The organism is Couchioplanes caeruleus (assembly GCF_023499255.1).
GTDB lineage: Bacteria > Actinomycetota > Actinomycetes > Mycobacteriales > Micromonosporaceae > Actinoplanes > Actinoplanes caeruleus_A.
In genome coordinates, this window is record NZ_CP092183.1 from 1 (window position 1) to 2,500 (window position 2,500).

Consider the following 2,500-nt stretch of genomic DNA (forward strand, 5'->3'; position numbering starts at 1 on the left):
TGACCCAGGTCCCAGAAACGCAGAATGGCCGGTCCCGTAACCGGGCCGGCCACACCACCCCGATAAAGGGGGGTGGGCATAAAAAAAGTGACGCCCGTCCTGGACCGTAGTCCTGGACGGGCGTCACCCACGTTGAGTCCGGCGGCGTCCTACTCTCCCACACCCTCCCGAGTGCAGTACCATCGGCGCTGGAGGGCTTAGCTTCCGGGTTCGGAATGAGACCGGGCGTTTCCCCTCCGCTATAACCACCGAAACACCTATCAGCGGTACAACCAACACACCCAGCATGCCGGGGATGGTTGTTTGCTGTGAATCACACAGTGGACGCATAGAGGATCAAGTTTAGGGTGGTTAAGCCCTCGGCCTATTAGTACCGGTCGACTGAACCAGTTACCTGGCTTACATCTCCGGCCTATCAACCCAGTCGTCTAGCTGGGAGCCTTACCCACTCAAGGTGGTGGGATACCTCATCTCGAAGCGAGCTTCCCGCTTAGATGCTTTCAGCGGTTATCCCTTCCGAACGTAGCCAACCAGCCGTGCCCCTGGCGGGACAACTGGCACACCAGAGGTTCGTCCGTCCCGGTCCTCTCGTACTAGGGACAGCCCTTCTCAAGTATCCAACGCGCACGGCGGATAGGGACCGAACTGTCTCACGACGTTCTAAACCCAGCTCGCGTACCGCTTTAATGGGCGAACAGCCCAACCCTTGGGACCTGCTACAGCCCCAGGATGCGACGAGCCGACATCGAGGTGCCAAACCATCCCGTCGATATGGACTCTTGGGGAAGATCAGCCTGTTATCCCCGGGGTACCTTTTATCCGTTGAGCGACACCGCTTCCACACGCAAGTGCCGGATCACTAGTCCCGACTTTCGTCCCTGCTCGACCTGTCAGTCTCACAGTCAAGCTCCCTTATGTACTTACACTCAACACCTGATTGCCAACCAGGCTGAGGGAACCTTTGGGCGCCTCCGTTACCTTTTAGGAGGCAACCGCCCCAGTTAAACTACCCACCAGACACTGTCCCTCGACCCGATCAGGGCCGCAAGTTAGATACCCAAATCCAACAGAGTGGTATTTCAAGATTGCCTCCACCCGAACTGGCGTCCGAGCTTCACCGGCTCCCACCTATCCTACACAATTGCATTCAGATACCAATGTCAAGCTATAGTAAAGGTCCCGGGGTCTTTCCGTCCTGCCGCGCGTAACGAGCATCTTTACTCGTACTGCAATTTCGCCGGGCCTGTGGTTGAGACAGTGGGGAAGTCGTTACGCCATTCGTGCAGGTCGGAACTTACCCGACAAGGAATTTCGCTACCTTAGGATGGTTATAGTTACCACCGCCGTTTACTGGCGCTTAAGTTCTCCGCTTCGCCCCGAAGAGCTAACAGGTCCCCTTAACGTTCCAGCACCGGGCAGGCGTCAGTCCATATACATCGTCTTACGACTTCGCATGGACCTGTGTTTTTAGTAAACAGTCGCTTCCCCCTGCTCTCTGCGGCCATACCACGCTCCAGCAGCAAGTGCCTTCACGCGTCCGGCCCCCCTTCTCCCTAAGTTACGGGGGCAATTTGCCGAGTTCCTTAACCACAGTTCGCCCGTCGCCTCGGTATTCTCTACCTGACCACCTGTGTCGGTTTGGGGTACGGGCCGCTCGGAACATCGCTAGAGGCTTTTCTCGGCAGCATAGGATCACTGACTTCACCTGAATCGGCTCGGCATCACGTCTCAGCCTCAATGCGCCACGGATTTGCCTATGGCACGGCCTACACGCTTACCCCGGCACAACCACCGGCCGGGATCAGCTACCTTCCTGCGTCACCCCATCGCTTGACTACTACCCACCAGGTTCCCAGGCTCACTACCCTTGACCCGAAGGCCGCCGGCAGATCACGTGGTTAGCACAGCAAGGTTCGTCATGGGCGCTCCTACGCGGGTACGGGAATATCAACCCGTTATCCATCGACTACGCCTCTCGGCCTCGCCTTAGGCCCCGACTCACCCAGGGCGGATTAGCCTGGCCCTGGAACCCTTGGTCATCCGGCGGAAGGGTTTCTCACCCTTCATTCGCTACTCATGCCTGCATTCTCACTCGTGCAACCTCCACGGCTGGGTCACCCCGCCGCTTCTCTGGTAGCACGACGCTCCCCTACCCACCCACACACCTGCACCACAACCTCAAGGATCGCAGCGGAGTTATTGTGTGAGTGCCACAGCTTCGGCGGTGTGCTTGAGCCCCGCTACATTGTCGGCGCGGAACCACTTGACCAGTGAGCTATTACGCACTCTTTAAAGGATGGCTGCTTCTAAGCCAACCTCCTGGTTGTCTATGCGACCCCACATCCTTTTCCACTTAGCACACGCTTAGGGGCCTTAGCTGGTGATCTGGGCTGTTTCCCTCTCGACTACGAAGCTTATCCCCCGCAGTCTCACTGCCGCGCTCTCACTTACCGGCATTCGGAGTTTGGCTGATTTCGGTAAGCTTGTAGGCCCCCTAGAC

At 57.7% G+C, this 2,500-nt stretch carries 2 rRNA genes (1 of these 2 cut by a window edge); both read right to left on the reverse strand.

The features are described 5' to 3' along the window. Positions 1 to 136: 136 nt before the first annotated feature. Positions 137 to 253, reverse strand: a 5S ribosomal RNA gene (gene rrf, locus COUCH_RS00005). Positions 254 to 347: 94 nt separating this feature from the next. Continuing rightward, a 23S ribosomal RNA gene (locus COUCH_RS00010) occupies positions 348 to 2,500 on the reverse strand (it continues 956 nt past the right edge of the window).